This is a genomic window from Pseudonocardia oceanicola (genome assembly GCF_047200735.1).
In the GTDB taxonomy this organism is placed as follows: domain Bacteria; phylum Actinomycetota; class Actinomycetes; order Mycobacteriales; family Pseudonocardiaceae; genus Pseudonocardia.
The window spans coordinates 69825-86270 of the sequence record NZ_JBJZON010000013.1; the positions used below are offsets into that span (position 1 = coordinate 69825).

The window sequence follows — 16446 nt, forward strand, 5'->3', positions numbered from 1 at the left end:
TATGAGCTACTCCGACTTCGCCGTCGGCGCTCCCGTCGTCGACAAGGCCGCTCCCGACGGCCCGATCGAGACCCGCTGGGAGCGCCGCAAGTTCGGCGTCAAGCTGGTGAACCCGGCCAACAAGCGCAAGGTCAAGATCATCGTCGTGGGCACCGGCCTGGCCGGCGGCGCGGCGGCGGCGACCCTGGGCGAGGCCGGCTACCAGGTCACCTCGTTCTGCTACCAGGACAGCCCCCGCCGGGCGCACTCCATCGCCGCCCAGGGCGGCATCAACGCGGCGAAGAACTACCGCAACGACGGCGACAGCGTCTACCGGCTCTTCTACGACACCGTGAAGGGCGGCGACTTCCGGGCCCGGGAGTCGAACGTCCACCGGTTGGCCGAGGTCAGCCGGCAGATCATCGACCAGTGCGTGGCGCAGGGTGTGCCGTTCGCCCGCGAGTACGGCGGCCTGCTCGACACCCGCTCCTTCGGTGGCGTCCAGGTCTCCCGCACCTTCTACGCCCGCGGCCAGACGGGCCAGCAGCTCCTGCTGGGCGCCTACCAGGCGCTCGAGCGGCAGGTGAACGCCGGCACCGTGCACATGTACCCACGACACGAGATGCTCGAGCTCATCGTGGTCGAGGGCCGGGCGCGGGGTGTCGTGGTCCGGGACATGGTCACCGGCGAGATCGAGACGCACCTGGCCGACGCGGTCGTGCTCGCCACCGGCGGCTACGGCAACGTCTTCTACCTCTCGACCAACGCCAAGGGCTGCAACGTCACCGCGGCGTGGCGTGCGCACCGCAAGGGCGCGCTGTTCGCCAACCCGTGCTTCACCCAGATCCACCCGACCTGCATCCCGGTCTCCGGCGACCACCAGTCGAAGCTGACCCTGATGTCGGAGTCGCTGCGCAACGACGGTCGCGTGTGGGTCCCGAAGCAGATCGGCGACACCCGCAGCCCGAAGGAGATCCCGCACGAGGAGCGGGACTACTTCCTCGAGCGCAAGTACCCGTCGTTCGGCAACCTCGTCCCGCGGGACATCGCCTCCCGCGCGGCCAAGGAGGTCTGCGACGAGAAGCGCGGGGTCGGCCCGTCGGGCCTGGGGGTCTACCTGGACTTCGACGACGCCATCCAGCGGCTCGGTCGCAAGGCCGTCGAGGCCAAGTACGGCAACCTCTTCGAGATGTACGAGCGGATCACGGGGGAGAACCCCTACGAGGTCCCGATGCGCATCTTCCCGGCCGTCCACTACACGATGGGTGGGCTCTGGGTCGACTACGACCTGCAGAGCACCGTCCCGGGCCTGTACGTGGCGGGCGAGGCGAACTTCTCCGACCACGGCGCCAACCGGCTGGGCGCGTCCGCGCTGATGCAGGGCCTGTCCGACGGCTACTTCGTCCTGCCGGTCACGATCGGCGACTACCTGGCGTCGAACACGCTGCCGGAGGTCGCGCCCGACGCACCCGAGGTCGTCGAGGCGGAGAAGGCGGTCGCGGACCGCATCGAGACCCTGCTGTCGATCAACGGCACCCGGACCGTCGACTCGTTCCACCGGGAGCTGGGCCACATCATGTGGGACTACTGCGGCATGGAGCGCACCGAGGACGGTCTGCGCAAGGCGCTGGAGCTCATCCCCGAGCTGCGCCGCGAGTTCTGGAACAACGTGAAGATCCCCGGGACGGGGCAGGAGCTCAACCAGAGCCTGGAGAAGGCGGGCCGCGTGGCCGACTTCCTCGAGCTCGGCGAGCTGATGTGCCTGGACGCCCTGCACCGCAGGGAGTCCTGCGGCGGTCACTTCCGCGGCGAGAGCCAGACCGAGGACGGCGAGGCCCAGCGCGACGACGAGAACTTCTCGTACGCCGCCGCCTGGGAGTACACGGGGCGCGGCTCGGCCCCGGTGCTGCACAAGGAAGAGCTCCAGTTCGAGTACGTCCACCCGACCCAGCGGAGCTACAAGTGAAGGTCAACCTGCGTGTCTGGCGGCAGCGCGACGCCGTCGACGAGGGCCGCATGGTCTCCTACGTCGTCGAGGACGCGAGCGAGGACATGTCGTTCCTCGAGCTGCTCGACGTGCTGAACGAGAAGCTGATCCTCTCGGGCGAGGAGCCCGTCGCGTTCGACCACGACTGCCGCGAGGGCATCTGCGGCTCGTGCAGCATGGTCGTCGACGGGCACCCGCACGGTCCGGAGAAGGCGACCACGGTCTGCCAGCTGCACATGCGGAAGTTCCGCGACGGCTCCACGATCACCGTCGAGCCGTGGCGGGCCGGGGCGTTCCCGGTGATCAAGGACCTCGTCGTCGACCGCAGCGCGTTCGACAAGATCATCCAGGCCGGCGGCTACATCTCGGTGAACACCGGTTCGGCCCCGGAGGCGCACTCCGTCCCCGTGCCGAAGGCCAACGCCGACCGCTCGTTCGCCGCAGCGAACTGCATCAGCTGCGGCGCGTGCGTGGCGGCCTGCCCGAACGGTTCCGCATCGCTGTTCCTCGGCGCCAAGCTGACCCACCTCGGCGAGATGCCGCAGGGCCAGCCGGAGCGCTGGGAGCGTGTGGTCGACATGGTCGAGACGCACGACGACGCCGGCTTCGGCGGCTGCACCAACACCGGTGCCTGCGCCACGGCCTGCCCGAAGGAGATCCCGCTCGACGTGATCTCCCAGCTCAACCACGACTACCTCAAGGCGACGGTCGGCGGGCGGCGCAAGAAGGCCTGACCCCCGCCCCGGAGCGGTCGGACAACTCCACACGACGAGCCCGATTCCCCTGGTGGGGGTCGGGCTCGTCGTGCTGCGTCACGAATCGGCCACGGAGTGTGACGTCCGTCTCCGCTACCCATTTGTTCCCCACCTGACACACCTTCACTGTGGCCCGCGTCGTACGCTCCGTGTGATCCGCACTACAGGCAATGACGCCGGAGAAGACGGGGACAACGACGACGTGTCATCCACCACTGACATCGCCGATCAGCGGGCCGCGGGCCGGGCCCGGATCGCGGCGCGGACGCTCCGCACCGACCGCTGGTGGCTCCCACCGTTGCTCAACCTGGTCGGGCTGGGCGCGTGGGTCATCTACGCGACGGTCCGGGCCTTCATGCAGGAGTGGTACTTCGTGGCGGAGTACAACTACCTGACGCCGTTCTACTCGCCCTGCGTGTCGTACGGCTGCGTCGAGCAGGCGGCGCACTTCGGCCGGTTCGTGCCGGACGTGCCGTGGCTGCCGTACGCGTTGATCTCGCTGCCGTTCCTGCTGCTGTTCCGGCTGACCTGCTACTACTACCGCAAGGCCTACTACCGGGCCTTCTGGGGCAGCCCGCCCGCCTGTGCAGTGGCCGAGCCGCACGGCAAGTACACCGGCGAGACCCGCTTCCCGCTGATCCTGCAGAACCTGCACCGCTACTTCTTCTACATCGCGGCGCTGATCTCGATCATCAACACGTACGACGCGGTCCTGGCGTTCATCAAGGCGGACGGGAGCTTCGGCCTCGGGCTGGGCAACATCATCCTCGTTGCGAACGTGGTGCTGCTCTGGGCCTACACGGTGTCCTGCCACTCGTGTCGCAGCATCGTCGGCGGCCGGCTGAACCACTTCTCGCGGCACCCGGTGCGGTACCGCGCCTGGACCTTCGTCACCAAGCTCAACGGCAAGCACATGCAGCTGGCGTGGACCACGCTGGCCAGCCTCGCGATCACGGACGCCTACATCATGTGCGTCTCCGCGGGCTGGTTCTCCGACCTGCGGATCGTGGGGTGATTCGGATGACCGACCAGACCGACCGGACCGTCGAGCAGCACAGCTACGACGTCGTCGTCATCGGCGCGGGGGGCGCGGGCCTGCGGGCGGCGATCGAGGCGAGACTGCAGGGCAAGCGGGTCGCGATCATCTCGAAGTCGCTGTTCGGCAAGGCGCACACCGTGATGGCCGAGGGCGGCTGCGCGGCGGCGATGGGCAACGCGAACCCGAACGACAACTGGCAGGTCCACTACCGCGACACCATGCGCGGCGGGAAGTTCCTCAACAACTGGCGGATGGCCGAGCTGCACGCCAAGGAGGCGCCGGAGCGCGTCTGGGAACTGGAGACCTACGGCGCGCTGTTCGACCGCACCGAGGACGGCAAGATCAGCCAGCGCAACTTCGGCGGGCACACCTACCCGCGGCTGGCGCACGTCGGCGACCGCACCGGCCTCGAGCTGATCCGCACGCTGCAGCAGAAGATCGTGTCCCTGCAGCAGGACGACCACAAGGTCACCGGCGACTACCAGGCGAACCTGCGCGTCTTCCACGAGTGCACGATCACCGAGCTGTTCACCACGAGCCCGGGTCCGGGTGCCGCGGCGCAGGAGCGTCGGATCGCGGGCTGTTTCGGCTACTTCCGCAACGACGGCCGGTTCGTGCGGTTCGACGCCCCGGCGATCGTCATGGCGACGGGCGGGGTCGGCAAGAGCTACCAGGTCACGTCGAACTCCTGGGAGTACACCGGCGACGGCCACGCGCTGGCCCTGCGCGCCGGCGCGACTCTGATCAACATGGAGTTCCTGCAGTTCCACCCGACCGGCATGGTCTGGCCGCCGTCGGTGAAGGGCATCCTCGTCACCGAGTCGGTCCGCGGCGACGGCGGCGTCCTCCGGAACTCCGAGGGCGAGCGGTTCATGTTCTCCTACGTCCCGGACGTGTTCAAGGAGCAGTACGCCACCACCGAGGAAGAGGGCGACCGCTGGTACACCGACCCGGACAACAACCGCCGGCCGCCGGAGCTGCTCCCGCGTGACGAGGTCGCCCGGGCGATCAACTCCGAGGTGAAGGCCGGGCGGGGCAGCCCGCACGGCGGGGTGTTCCTGGACATCGCCTCGCGGCTCAAGCCCGAGGAGATCCTCAAGCGGCTGCCGTCGATGCACCACCAGTTCAAGGAGCTGGCCGACGTCGACATCACGAAGGAGCCCATGGAGGTCGGCCCGACCTGCCACTACGTGATGGGCGGGATCGAGGTCGACCCGGACAGCGGGATGAGCTCGGTGCCGGGCCTGTTCGCGGCCGGGGAGTGCTCGGGCGGCATGCACGGGTCGAACCGGCTGGGCGGCAACTCCTTGTCCGACCTGCTCGTCTTCGGGCGGCGGTGCGGGCTGGGCGCGGCGGAGTACGTCGACGCCCTCGCCGCGCAGCCGGAGGTCAGGTCCGGTGACGTCGAGGCGGCCATCGAGCGGGCCCTGCTGCCCTTCTCCAGCGCCACGGACGGCGGGGAGAACCCGTTCGTCGTGCAGCTGGAGCTGCAGAAGACCATGCACGAGCTCGTCGGGATCATCCGCAAGGCCGACGAGATGGAGATGGCGCTCAAGAAGCTCGAGGACATCGCGGCCCGCACCCGGACCGTCGGCGTGGAGGGCCACCGGGAGTTCAACCCGGGCTGGCACCTCGCCCTGGACCTGCGGAACATGCTGCTGGTCTCGCTGTGCGTGGGCAAGGCGGCGCTGGAGCGGCAGGAGAGCCGCGGCGGCCACACGCGGGACGACTTCCCGGTCATGGACTCCGACTGGCGGCACGTCCTGCTGGTCTGCCGGGGTCTCGGCGAGGACGACGTGGAGCTGACCCGCAAGGAGCAGGTACCGATGCGGCCCGAGCTGTTCGACCTGTTCGAGCTCGACGAACTCAAGAAGTACTACACCGGCGAGGAGCTCGGCGGGCACCGAACGGAGCGTGCGGAATGAGCAACGAGCACCGGGCCGGCCAGGGGGAGCAGGCATGAGCCACTGGCACCACTTCAGGGTCTGGCGGGGCGACGCCGACGGCGGCGAGCTCGTCGACTACCCGGTGGAGGTCAACGAGGGCGAGGTGGTCCTCGACATCATCCACCGGCTGCAACAGACCGAGGCCGGCGATCTCGCCGTGCGGTGGAACTGCAAGGCGGGCAAGTGCGGCTCCTGCTCGGCCGAGATCAACGGCCGACCGCGGCTGATGTGCATGACCCGTATGTCGACCTTCGCCGACGACGAGGTCGTCACCGTGACCCCGCTGCGGACCTTCCCGGTGGTCCGGGACCTGGTCACGGACGTCGAGTACAACTACGTCAAGGCCCGCGAGGTGCCCGCGTTCGCGCCCCCGGCCGGGGTCGCGCCCGGCGAGTACCGGATGCAGCAGGTCGACGTGGAGCGGAGCCAGGAGTTCCGCAAGTGCATCGAGTGCTACCTGTGCCAGAACACCTGCCACGCGGTGCGGGACCACGAGGAGAACAAGGCGGCCTTCTCCGGCCCGCGCTACCTCATGCGGATCGCGGAGCTGGACATGCACCCGCTCGACGCCGCCGACCGCCGCGACCTCGCGCAGGAGGACCACGGCCTCGGCTACTGCAACATCACCAAGTGCTGCACCGAGGTCTGTCCCGAGCACATCAAGATCACCGACAACGCGATCATCCCGCTGAAGGAGCGGGTGGTGGACCGCAAGTACGACCCGATCGTCTGGCTGGGCAACAAGCTGTTCCGCCGCTGACCTCCTGCACGAACGGCACTTTTGTGCGGCTGTCTCGCACGAGAGTGCCGTTCGTGCGGCCGGATCGCACAAAAGTGCCGTTCGTGCGGCTGGAGCGCACAAAAGTGCCGTTCGTGCGGCTGGACCGCACAAAAGTGCCGTTCGTGCGGCTGACCGCACAAAAGTGCCGTTCGTGCGGCTGACCGCACAAAAGTGCCGTTCGTGCGGCTGGACCGCACGAGAGTGCCGTTCGTGCACTGGCCCGCCCGGGCATGTCGGGTCCGGGCGTCCGACATGATCGGCAGCTTCGTGCAGTGAGGGCGAACCGCCCTGCCCTCAGTGCACGGGATGGTCCATCACGACGAGGCGCGTCCCCGCACTTGCGAGCCGCGCCGGCGGGGTGCCGTGCAGGAGCGGGTGTGGAGCCGGCGGGCGCGATCTAGCGCCGGGTTGCTCGACCGCCCGCGCACTCGAACGGTGATCACCGGAGACGTGATCAGCGGTCCGGTGCAGTGGTGGCGGACCGAGCTGCCATGGAGGCACTCGGTCGGTGATCATGAAAGCCGGTGATCATGAAAGGCACCGAGGCCTACCGACCCAGGGAACGGCGGATCTCCTCGAGCTTGTCCTTGGCCTTCTGCTCGCGCTCGGCGAACCTCTCCTCGACCTCGCGGCCCGCCTCGGAGTCGCCGGTGAGCTCCTGCCATCCGGCGGCGGTCGCGGCGCGGCCCTCGATCTTGTCCCGCACGTAGTCGAGCGTCGGCACGCCCTCGTCCGTGTAGCCGGTGGCGGCCGGCGTGTCGGGCGCGGCCGGCGCGACGGGCATGGGCGCCGTCTCCACAATCTCGGCGTCGATGGGCTCGGCGTCGGTGGGCTGGGCGGCACTGGGCTGGGCGGCGGTGGGTTGGGCGGCGGTGGGTTGGGCGCCGGCGGGCTGGGCGCCGGTCCGCCCGGGCCCTGAGCCGGGCGTCGCATGGTCGGCGGGGCGTGGGTCGTCGGGCCGGCTCATGTCGGTGCCTCCTGTCCGCGCGGTCGCCCCCACGCTACGCGGCCGGGCACGTCGGGGGCCGGGGTCGACGGCGTTGTCGGAACCCGGGCGGGAGTCGTCGTCGGCCAGGTGTCGGCGGGGAGCACGAGTGTGCCGCCCACGGCGGTGGAGCTCGGCCCCCGATCCCCGGCCGGTCACCAGGGCTCGTGGCCGGTCACCGGGCTCGCGCCCAGTCACGGGGCTCGTGAGCGGTCAGTGGGGCTCGTGGCCGGTCACGGGGCTCACAGGGCTCGCGGTCGGTCACGGGGCTTACGGTCGGTCACCGGGCTCGCGGCTGGTCACGGGGCTCCCGGCCGACCCCCGGTCCCCGGCCCCGCACCGCCCGGAGATCCTTGCAGGGTGGGGCGTGCGGTGCGGGAGCTGGTGGTCGTGTACGACGTCGCCTGCCCGCACTGCTCCCGCATCGCCCGGGAGCTGCCCGAGTGCGTCACGGTGCGGGTCAGGGTGCGGAGGTGCACCGAGCCGCGGCTCGCCGAGATCTATCCGAACCTGCCGGCGGGGGTCGCGGGCTGCCGGACCCCCGCCGTCGGCGTGCTGCGGACGGACGGGCAGGTGCGCTGGTGGACGGGCCTGTCCGGCGCGGTCGGGATCCTGCCGGTGCTGCGGCCGGGCGAGCTCGGCCGTGCGGTCCGGCTGCTGCGTACGGCGGCCGGCTCACGGCGGACCCGACGGCGAGGACCGGAGGGACGCGACAGCCCGGCCGGTCCCCGCGGCTGATCGCGGAGTGTCGGTGGCGGGCACTAGCGTTGGGCCGTGACCACCGCGCACACCGCTCCGCCGACCCCGGGCCAGGACGACGAGCCGCCCGCCGTCCTGCCCTTCGGCTCCTGGCCGACCCCGATCACCTCCGAGCTCGTCGTGGCGGCCTCGGTGCGGTTGTCCGGCGCCTGCACGGACGGTGACGCGGTGATCTGGGCCGAGACGCGGCCCACCGAGGGCGGCCGCACCCAGCTGGTCCGCCGCGCGCCCGGCGGGGGCACCACCGACCTGCTGCCCGAGGGCTTCGACGCGCGCACCGGCGTCCACGAGTACGGCGGCGGGGCCTGGTGGGTGCGCGACGGCGTGGTGTGGTTCGCCAACTGGGCCGACCAGCGGTTGTACCGGCTCGCGCCGGGCGGCGCGCCCGAGCCGCTCACGCCCGCGCCCGCGTTCCCGCGGGCGGACCGCTTCGCCGACGGGACCGTGCTCGCGGACGGCTCCGCGATTGTGACGATCCGGGAGCGGCACGCACCGGAGGGCGGCGCCGCGGCGGTCCGCAACGAGATCGTCCGGCTGGCCGCGGACCGGCCGTCGGAGCCCGAGGTGCTGGTCACCGGGCCGGACTTCGTGACCAGCCCGCGCCTGTCGCCCGACGGCAGGCGCCTGGTCTGGATCCAGTGGGACCATCCGTCGATGCCGTGGGACGACACGGTGTTGATGGCCCGGAACCTGGAGACGGGGGACGAGGCGGTCATCGCGGGCGGGCCGGGGGAGTCGGTCGCGGAGCCGCGCTGGCAGCCGGACGGGTCGCTGTGGTTCCTCTCCGACCGCACCGGGTGGTGGAACCTCTACCGCTGGTCGCCCGGGCACGACATCGAGCCGGTGGTGGTGCTCGAGGCCGAGATCGGCGTCCCGGGCTGGCAGCTGGGCACGTCGCGTTACGCGGTGCTGCCGGGCGGGCGGGTCGTGTTCGCACGCTGGAGCAAGGGCTACGACGGGCTGGCCGTCCGCGAGCCCGACGGCGAGTTCACCGAGCTGGACCTGCCCTTCTCGGCGGTCGCCTCGGTGGTGCCGTACGGCGTCGGCAGCGTGCTCGTCGTCGCCGGGACACCCACCGAGGAGCCGGGCGTGCACGTCGTGAGCGTCGACGGCGACCTGGAGACCCTGCGCGCGCCGCGCGAGCTCGGGATCGACGACGGCTACGTCTCCGTCCCCGAACCGATCTCCTTCCCCTCGGTCGACGGCGAGGGCGCGGCCCGGACCGCGCACGGGCTGTACTACCCGCCGGCCAACCCGGCGGTCACCGGCCCGGAAGGCGCCCGGCCGCCCCTGCTCGTCGTCATCCACGGCGGGCCGACCGCCGCGGCGATGCCGGTGCTCTCGGTCGGGGTGCAGTACTGGACCAGCCGTGGCTTCGGCGTCGTCGACGTCAACTACGGCGGCTCCACCGGCTTCGGCCGTGCCTACCGGGAGCAGCTCAAGGGGGCGTGGGGGGTCGTCGACGTCGCGGACTGCCTCGCCGCGGCCCGCTGGCTCGCCGACCGGGGCCGGGTCGACGGCGCACGGCTGGCGATCCGCGGGGGCTCCGCCGGCGGGTACACCACGCTCGCGGCACTGGCCCGCGAGGACACCCCGTTCTCGGCGGGGGCGGACCACTTCGGCGTCGCCGACCTGGAGGCGCTGGCCGCCGACACGCACAAGTTCGAGAGCCGCTACCTCGACGGCCTGGTGGGGCCCTACCCCGCGGCCCGCGAGGTGTACGTCGAGCGCTCGCCGATCCACCGCGTCGGGCTGTTCCGCACCCCCCTGATCGTCCTCCAGGGCGAGGAGGACGCGATCGTGCCCCCGAACCAGTCCGAGGCGATCGTCGAGGCGCTCCGCACGCGGCACGTGCCGGTGGCCTACCTGCTGTTCCCGGGGGAGCAGCACGGCTTCCGGCGCTCGGAGAACATCCGCCGCGCCGTCGACGCCGAGCTGAGCTTCTACGCCCAGGTGTTCGGCTTCGCGTTGCCCGAGGCCGAGGGGATCGTGCCGGTGGAGGTGGAGAACCTCTGACGGCGCCCCTGCCCTCGGGGTTCTCGGGAGCGGTCGGGGTCGTGCTCGGTGGTCGACGCCCGCCCCGTACCTCCTACGACCGGGCGGAGCGGCACGCGATCTCCAGCGCGGCCGGCGTCGGCCGGCCGGTCGCGCCGCGAGTTCTTCCCCCGACGGGTTCGTCCACGCGGACCGTCTGCGCCTCGGGCCGGTTCCGCGCGGGCGGAACCGGCCTTCGTCGGGGTCAGCCGCCGGTGACGGCCCCGACCCCGGCCTCGGCCTCGTGCTCGGTGTCGGTCGGGGTCACCCCCCCACGCCGGCCGCGGGAGAGCCGGCGCTCGACGTACTCGGCCAGCTTGCTGAGCGTGTAGTTGATGAGGATGAAGATGACGGCGACGACGGCGTAGGTCTGGATCGGGTTGCGCAGCGTCTGGATGATGATGTTCGCCGTCCGGACGAACTCCTCGTAGCTGATGATGAAGCCGAGCGAGGTGTCCTTGACGATCACCACGAGCTGGCTGATCAGCGCCGGGAGCATGATCCGGAAGGCCTGGGGCAGCTGGATCGAGCGCAGCACCTGCCCGCGGGTCAGCCCCAGCGAGTAGCCGGCCTCCGACTGGCCCTTGGGCAGCGAGTTGATGCCCGCGCGCAGGATCTCGGCGATGATCACGCAGTTGTACAGGGTCAGGCCGATGACCAGGTACCAGATGATCGGTAGCGAGATCCCGACCTCGGGTAGCACCCGGGCCGCGAAGAAGATCGCGATCACGACCGGCACGCCGCGGAGGAACTCGACCACGCCGACGACCAGCCAGCGGTACCACTTCGCGGCGGTCACCCGGGTCATCGCCAGCACGGTGCCGATCACCAGCGAGAAGACCAGCGTCAGGCCCGCCGCGGCGAGGGTGGCGACCAGGGCCTGCCCGAAGAGGGTCCAGACCGCGGCGAAGTCGGGGTTCAGCGGGTTGACCAGGGGGCCCCACTTCTCCGCGGTGAACTGGCCCTGGGCCACGAGCCGCAGGACGACCACCACGACCACCGCCAGCAGGATGATCCCGGCGACGATGCTGGAGATCAGGGTCCGCCTGCGCGTCACGGGCCCGGGGGCGTCGTAGAGGACCGAGCTCATCGCGCCACCGCCAGCTTCTTCTCCAGCCGGGCGAGTCCGATCCCGGCGGGGATGGTCAGGACGAGGTAGCCGAGCAGGACGCCGAAGAGCACTCCGGCGGCCGCGTAGCCCTGGGCGGAGGTGAGCTGGGTCCCGACCGAGAACAGGTCGCCGCCGACCCCGAACGCACCGACGATCGCCGAGTTCTTGATCATCGCGATGATCACGCTGCCGAGCGGGGGGATGACGGTGCGCAGCGCCTGCGGCAGGACGATCAGCGACAGGGACTGGGTGAACGTCAGCCCGACCGCGCGGGCGGCCTCGGCCTGCCCGGCGGGCACCGAGTTGATGCCCGACCGGACCGCCTCGCACACGAACGCGGCGGTGTAGAAGGTCAGCCCGGCGACGCCGAACCAGAAGTACGAGCCGTTGATCCCGATCTCGGGGAGCCCGAAGGCCACCGCGAACAGGACGACCGCGAGCGGGGTGTTGCGGAAGACCGTGACCCACGCCGTGCCGACGAAGCGCAGCGGCGGCACCGGCGACACCCGGAACGCCGCGAGGACCGTGCCCAGCACGAGCGAGCCGACCGCCGCGAACAGGCAGATGCGCAGCGTCTGCAGGAACCCCGACACGTACAGCGGGAACTGCTCGACGAGGACGCCCACCGGACTCCTTCCGAGGAAGCGGGCGGCCCCGGGGCGGCGGTCGACCCGGTCGGGACACCGTCCTCACCGGTCGGTGAGGACGGTGCGCGACCGGGCCGCCCGCGTTCGAGGGCCGCGGAGGGGATCAGACGCAGGGATCGGGCTCGGGCAGCGTCGGCGTCGTCGGCGACACCTTGCCCGCGGTGGACTCCCAGGCGGCCTGGTAACTGCCGTTCGCCGCGGCCTCCTGCAGGGTCTGGTCGATGAACTGGCAGAACTCGACGTCGCCCTTCTGGATCCCGATGCCGTACGGCTCCTCGGTGAACTGCTGGCCCACGAGCTTGAAGGCGCCGTTGCTCTGGTCGACCAGGCCGAGCAGGATCACGTTGTCGGTGGTCACGGCCTGGACCTGGCCGGTGCGCAGCGCGTCCGCGCACTTGGAGTACACGTCGAACAGGACGAGGTTGGACGCGTCGATGTACTGCTTGATGTTCTCCGACGGCGTGGAGCCCGCCACCGAGCAGACCTTGGCGTTCGCCGCGCGCAGCGAGTCGGGGCCGGTGATCTCGTTGTTGTCGGCGGCGACCATCAGGTCCTGACCCGCGATGTAGTACGGACCGGCGAAGCTGATCCGTTCCTTGCGCTTGTCGTTGATGGTGTAGGTCGCGACCACCATGTCGACCCGGTCCTGCTCGATGACCTCCTCACGGATGGCCGACGGCGTCTCCGTGTAGGTGATCTTGTCCGCGGGGATGCCGAGCTTCGCGGCGATGATCTTCGCGATCTCGACGTCGAAGCCCTGCGGGTTGCCGTCCAGGCCCTTCAGGCCGAACAGCGGCTGGTCGAACTTGGTGCCCAGGCGCAGGGTGCCCGCCGAGGCCAGCCGTTCCATCGTGGTGCCGGCGGGGAAGGTGGGGGACTCGGCCACCGACGGCGAGGTGCCCGACGAGCCGAGGTTGGAGGAACCCCCGCCGCCGCAAGCGGTTGCGGCGACGACCACCGCAGCCGCCACCGCGGCGATCCGGGTGATTCGGGACAGTCGCATGGAGAGCCGTTCCTTCCGATGAGCGGGGTGCTGCGAGGCCGAGCGACCCCGCGGGTCAGTGGGTGAGGATCTTGCCCAGGAAGTCCTTGGCGCGGTCGCTCGTGGGGTGGGCGAAGAAGTCGTCCGGCGTCGAGTCCTCGACGATCTCGCCGTCGGACATGAACACGACCCGGTGCGCCGCCCGGCGGGCGAAGCCCATCTCGTGGGTGACCACCAGCATGGTCATGCCCTCCTTGGCCAGCGCGGTCATGACGTCGAGGACCTCCTGGACCATCTCCGGGTCCAGCGCCGACGTGGGCTCGTCGAACAGCATGACCTTGGGGTTCATCGCCAGCGCGCGGGCGATCGCCACCCGCTGCTGCTGGCCGCCGGACAGCTGTGCGGGGTGCTTGTCCTTCTGGTTCGCGATGCCGACCCGCTCCAGCAGCCGCATCGCGTTCTTCTCGGCGTCGGCCTTCTTCTGCTTGCGCACCTTCACCGGGGCGAGCATGACGTTCTCGAGAATCGTCTTGTGCGCGAACAGGTTGAAGCTCTGGAAGACCATCCCGACGTCGGCGCGCAACCCGGCGAGCGCCTTGCCCTCCTCGGGGAGCGTCCTGCCGTCGACCTCGATCGTGCCGGAGTCGATCGGCTCCAGCCGGTTGATGGTGCGGCAGAGCGTGGACTTGCCCGAGCCCGAGGGGCCGAGCACGACCACCACCTGGCCGCGCTCGACCTCGAGGTTGATGTCCCGGAGCACGTGCAGGTCGCCGAAGTGCTTGTCGACGGCCGCCATCCGGATCATGGGTGTACCGGTGTCGGTCATGGGCGGCCTCCAGGCATGGCGGGACGCTAGGGGGAATCGGACATGCGAGTCCATCACCTCGGGCAAGCTTTAGGGTTTCGTATCGATAACAACGCCCGACGGTGACCGGAGGCGGCGTGCACATCCTGTTGGTGGAGGACGACGACCGGGTGGCGGCCGCGCTGCGCCCGGCCGGGAGCTGGCCCGCGACGACGACGTCGACGGCGTGGCGGTGACCGTCGTCGACCGGGCCGGGCGGGTCGTCGCGGCCTCGCGGGCCGAGCCGGACCGTCGAGCTGGCAGGCGGCTCGCTGGTCCTGGAGCTGTCGCCGAACGGGGGGCTGAAGGTCGCGGCGCGGTTGCGGAGGGTCCTTCCGCCGACCCGGGGTGAGGTCCGTCCGTCCGGTGTCTTGCCAAGGACAGCCTCACCATATCTGATGGAAGTATGACCGAAACGCCGGAGTTCGCCCGGTCCCTCGAGCGTCACGGCGGGCGTCCGGCGCTGCTGGTGCCGGGTGGCGCGTGCCTGACCTACCGGGAGCTCGCGGACCGGGCCGACGCCCGCGCGGCCGAGCTGGGCGGCGGGCGCAAGCTCGTCGCGGTGGTGGCGGGGCGGGGGGTCGAGCCCGTGGTCAGCTACCTCGCTGCGCTGCGGGCCGGGCACGTCGCGATGCTCGTCGGCGACGCCGCACGCACCACGTCCCTGCTCGCGGCGCACGGCCCCGCGCTGGTCGTGCGGCCGGAGGCGGACGGCGTGCGGATCGAGGAGTGGGGCCCCGGCCCGGACCTGCACCCGGAGCTCGCGCTGCTGCTGCCCACCTCGGGCTCCACCGGATCGCCGAAGCTGGTCCGGCTCTCCGCCCGCAATCTCGCCGCGAACGCCGGGTCCATCGCGGGGTACCTGCCGATCCGGCCGGGCGACCGGGCGCCGCTGACCCTGCCGCTGCAGTACTGCTACGGGCTCTCGGTGGTGAACAGCAACCTGCTCCGCGGGGCGAGCGTGGTGCTGACGGACCGGTCGGTCGCCGAGCCCGCCTTCTGGACCGAGTTCGCGGAGCTGGGCCTGACCAGCCTGCACGGCGTCCCGTACACGTTCGACCTGCTCGACGCGACGGGCTTCGCCGGACGCACACTGCCGTCGCTGCGGTACGTGACGCAGGCCGGCGGGCGGTGGGACCCGGCCGCGGTCGCGCGCTACGCGGAGCTCGGTGCGCGGCGCGGCTGGTCGCTGTACGCCATGTACGGGCAGACGGAGGCCACCGCGCGGATGGCCTACCTGCCGCCGGAGCGGGCGGCGGAGGCGCCGTCGGCGGTCGGGGTGCCCGTGCCGGGTGGCTCGTTCACCGTCGAACGGCCGGGTCCGGACGGCGTGGGCGACCTGGTCTACCGCGGCGAGAACGTGATGCTCGGGTACGCCCGCCGCGGCGCCGACCTCGCCCTCGGCCGCACCGTCGACCGGCTGAAGACCGGCGACAGGGCCCGCGTGCGGCCCGACGGGCTGCTCGAGATCACCGGCCGTGCGGCGCGGTTCGTCAAGCCGTTCGGGCTCCGGATCGACCTCGACGAGGTGGAGCGGATCGTCGCCGCCGACGGGGCGGGCGCCGCCGCGACCGGCGACGACCGGTCCATCACGGTGGCGCTGGTGCGCGGCAGCGGCACCGACGGCCGCGGGGCGGTGCGGGAGCGGCTCGCCCGCCGGCTCGGGCTCCCGCCGACGGCCGTCCGGGTCGTCGAGGTGAGCGCCCTGCCCCGGTTGCCCAACGGGAAGACCGACCTGGCCGCGGTGGCGGCCCTGCCCGCAGGCGAGCCCGAGCCGACCGACGAGCCCGAGCCGACCGACGAGCCCGTGCCGGACGGGGGCACGGACGGGGGCAGGGACGGGGAGACGGCATCCGGTGCCGCCGTCGATCCCGTGCGCCGGGCCTTCGCGGCGGCCTTCCCCGGGCGCGAGATCGCCGAGACGGACACCTTCGTCGGCCTCGGCGGCGACTCGTTGCGGTACGTCCAGACGGCGCTGCGCCTGCAGCGCGCGGCCGGGGCGCTGCCGCCGGACTGGCCGACGCGCACGGTGGCGGAGCTGGGTGCGGCGGGAACTCCGCCGCGGCCGCGGCGGTGGGTGTCGGTGGAGACCCCGGTCGTGCTGCGGACCGTGGCGATCGTGCTGATCGTGGGGTCGCACGTGGAGCTGTTCCGGATCCTCGGCGGCTCGCACGTGCTGCTGGCCGCGGCGGGCTGGGCGTTCGCCCGGTTCGCCCTGGCCCCGGCCCGGCCGTCGCGCACCATCCTGCGCGCCGCCGCCCGGATCGCCGTCCCGAGTGCGCTGTGGGTGGCGTGGCGGGCGACCGTGGCCGACGACGTCGACTGGTACAACGCCCTGCTGCTGAACTACCTGCTCGACCCGGAGGCCTGGGGCTACTGGTTCGTCGAGACGCTGCCACAGATCCTGCTGCTGATGGCGTTGCTCTTCGCGGTCCCCGGGCTCCGGGCGCTGGACCGGGGCAGACCGTTCGCCCTGCCCGCGGCCGTGTACGTCGTCGGACTGCTCGGCCAGTTCGTCGACGACGGCACCAACGCCTTCTCCCTGCGCCAGATGAGCGTGCACACCGTGATCTGGCTGTTCGCGCTGGGGTGGGCCG

At 71.5% G+C, this 16446-nt stretch carries 12 protein-coding genes and 1 pseudogene; 8 read left to right on the forward strand and 5 right to left on the reverse strand.

Translation table 11 applies throughout. The features are described from left to right. The first annotated feature begins 1 nt into the window (after position 1). From ACL02T_RS19175 to ACL02T_RS19195, 5 genes are all read left to right on the forward strand, one after another. Positions 2 to 1945: a fumarate reductase/succinate dehydrogenase flavoprotein subunit gene (locus tag ACL02T_RS19175; protein ID WP_412832087.1), complete on the forward strand. Its 1944-nt coding sequence runs from the start codon at positions 2 to 4 to the stop codon at positions 1943 to 1945. Further along, a complete protein-coding gene (locus ACL02T_RS19180) occupies positions 1942 to 2700 on the forward strand; it encodes a succinate dehydrogenase/fumarate reductase iron-sulfur subunit (protein WP_412832088.1) in 759 nt (252 codons plus the stop codon). The genes ACL02T_RS19175 and ACL02T_RS19180 overlap by 4 nt, the downstream gene beginning before the upstream one ends. A 223-nt stretch (positions 2701 to 2923) precedes the next feature. Beyond that, the gene (gene sdhC, locus ACL02T_RS19185) at positions 2924 to 3736 is read left to right on the forward strand and encodes a succinate dehydrogenase subunit SdhC (RefSeq protein WP_412832089.1); all 813 of its coding nucleotides are present in this window, start codon (positions 2924 to 2926) and stop codon (positions 3734 to 3736) included. Positions 3737 to 3741: 5 nt separating this feature from the next. Next, entirely contained in the window at positions 3742 to 5685 is a 1944-nt protein-coding gene (locus tag ACL02T_RS19190) for a fumarate reductase/succinate dehydrogenase flavoprotein subunit (protein WP_412832090.1), read from the forward strand. A 34-nt stretch (positions 5686 to 5719) separates the two neighbouring features. Beyond that, positions 5720 to 6466, forward strand: coding sequence for a succinate dehydrogenase/fumarate reductase iron-sulfur subunit (locus tag ACL02T_RS19195; protein ID WP_412832091.1), 747 nt, complete (start codon positions 5720 to 5722; stop codon positions 6464 to 6466). A 568-nt stretch (positions 6467 to 7034) separates the two neighbouring features. On the opposite strand, the gene ACL02T_RS19200 is transcribed toward ACL02T_RS19195, so the two are convergent. Then, positions 7035 to 7454: a hypothetical protein gene (locus ACL02T_RS19200; protein WP_412832092.1), complete on the reverse strand. Its 420-nt coding sequence runs from the start codon at positions 7452 to 7454 to the stop codon at positions 7035 to 7037. Between the two features lie 378 nt (positions 7455 to 7832). Between ACL02T_RS19200 and ACL02T_RS19205 the strand changes: the two genes are divergently transcribed. Together ACL02T_RS19205 and ACL02T_RS19210 are read left to right on the forward strand one after the other, a co-directional pair. Continuing rightward, positions 7833 to 8210, forward strand: coding sequence for a hypothetical protein (locus ACL02T_RS19205; protein ID WP_412832093.1), 378 nt, complete (start codon positions 7833 to 7835; stop codon positions 8208 to 8210). Positions 8211 to 8246: 36 nt separating this feature from the next. Further along, positions 8247 to 10247: a S9 family peptidase gene (locus tag ACL02T_RS19210; RefSeq protein WP_412832094.1), complete on the forward strand. Its 2001-nt coding sequence runs from the start codon at positions 8247 to 8249 to the stop codon at positions 10245 to 10247. A gap of 223 nt (positions 10248 to 10470) precedes the next feature. On the opposite strand, the gene ACL02T_RS19215 is transcribed toward ACL02T_RS19210, so the two are convergent. The 4 genes from ACL02T_RS19215 to ACL02T_RS19230 all read right to left on the reverse strand — a co-directional run bounded on the left by ACL02T_RS19215 (position 10471) and on the right by ACL02T_RS19230 (position 13810). Further along, positions 10471 to 11355 carry an amino acid ABC transporter permease gene (locus ACL02T_RS19215; protein ID WP_412832095.1) on the reverse strand — a complete coding sequence of 295 codons (885 nt, stop codon included), beginning with the start codon at positions 11353 to 11355 and terminating at the stop codon, positions 10471 to 10473. Continuing rightward, positions 11352 to 12002, reverse strand: coding sequence for an amino acid ABC transporter permease (locus ACL02T_RS19220; RefSeq protein WP_412832096.1), 651 nt, complete (start codon positions 12000 to 12002; stop codon positions 11352 to 11354). Before ACL02T_RS19220 ends, ACL02T_RS19215 begins: the two co-directional genes overlap by 4 nt. 124 nt (positions 12003 to 12126) lie before the next feature. Continuing rightward, positions 12127 to 13026: a glutamate ABC transporter substrate-binding protein gene (locus ACL02T_RS19225; protein ID WP_412832097.1), complete on the reverse strand. Its 900-nt coding sequence runs from the start codon at positions 13024 to 13026 to the stop codon at positions 12127 to 12129. Positions 13027 to 13081: 55 nt separating this feature from the next. Beyond that, complete coding sequence (locus ACL02T_RS19230; RefSeq protein WP_412832180.1) at positions 13082 to 13810, reverse strand: amino acid ABC transporter ATP-binding protein; 729 nt, start codon at positions 13808 to 13810, stop codon at positions 13082 to 13084. 670 nt (positions 13811 to 14480) lie between these two features. Here ACL02T_RS19230 and ACL02T_RS19235 point away from each other — a divergent pair. Further along, positions 14481 to 15212 (forward strand): annotated as a pseudogene (locus tag ACL02T_RS19235) (AMP-binding protein); the annotation flags it as partial. Positions 15213 to 16446: the final 1234 nt, after the last annotated feature.

Coding starts and splice junctions, on each gene's coding strand:
- ACL02T_RS19225 (WP_412832097.1), bottom strand. CDS start 13,026: ATGCGACTGTCCCGAATCACCCGGATCGCCGCGGTGGCGGCTGCGGTG.
- ACL02T_RS19200 (WP_412832092.1), bottom strand. CDS start 7,454: ATGAGCCGGCCCGACGACCCACGCCCCGCCGACCATGCGACGCCCGGC.
- ACL02T_RS19230 (WP_412832180.1), bottom strand. CDS start 13,810: ATGATCCGGATGGCGGCCGTCGACAAGCACTTCGGCGACCTGCACGTG.
- ACL02T_RS19175 (WP_412832087.1), top strand. CDS start 2: ATGAGCTACTCCGACTTCGCCGTCGGCGCTCCCGTCGTCGACAAGGCC.
- ACL02T_RS19215 (WP_412832095.1), bottom strand. CDS start 11,355: ATGAGCTCGGTCCTCTACGACGCCCCCGGGCCCGTGACGCGCAGGCGG.
- ACL02T_RS19190 (WP_412832090.1), top strand. CDS start 3,742: ATGACCGACCAGACCGACCGGACCGTCGAGCAGCACAGCTACGACGTC.
- ACL02T_RS19195 (WP_412832091.1), top strand. CDS start 5,720: ATGAGCCACTGGCACCACTTCAGGGTCTGGCGGGGCGACGCCGACGGC.